This window comes from Mycobacterium sp. VKM Ac-1816D, assembly GCF_000416385.1.
In the GTDB taxonomy this organism is placed as follows: Bacteria; Actinomycetota; Actinomycetes; order Mycobacteriales; family Mycobacteriaceae; genus Mycobacterium; species Mycobacterium neoaurum_A.
Map to the genome: position 1 here is coordinate 1 of NZ_AOHQ01000040.1, position 245 is coordinate 245.

Genomic DNA, 245 nt, shown 5'->3' on the forward strand with positions numbered 1-245 from the left:
GCACCGATCCCGAGTCCGAACCCGCAGCACCCGCTGCACCAGCCGCCAGCGCTCGACCCGGCCTGAGTGCCGGGATCACCCTGGACGGCGCGATTATTCCGGCCCACCTACTCGCCGACTTGATCGCAGGCGGCGCGACAGTCCGGCCCCTGAGTAGCGCAACAGACCTGGGCTCCGAATCCCGCTACCGCCCGTCGGCGAAACTGGCCGCCTACGTCCGCATGACCGCGATGACCTGCTGTTTC

The 245-nt window shown here is 69.0% G+C and carries 1 pseudogene; it reads left to right on the forward strand.

From position 1 onward, the window contains the following. Positions 1-245, forward strand: a pseudogene (locus G154_RS26970) (HNH endonuclease); the annotation flags it as partial.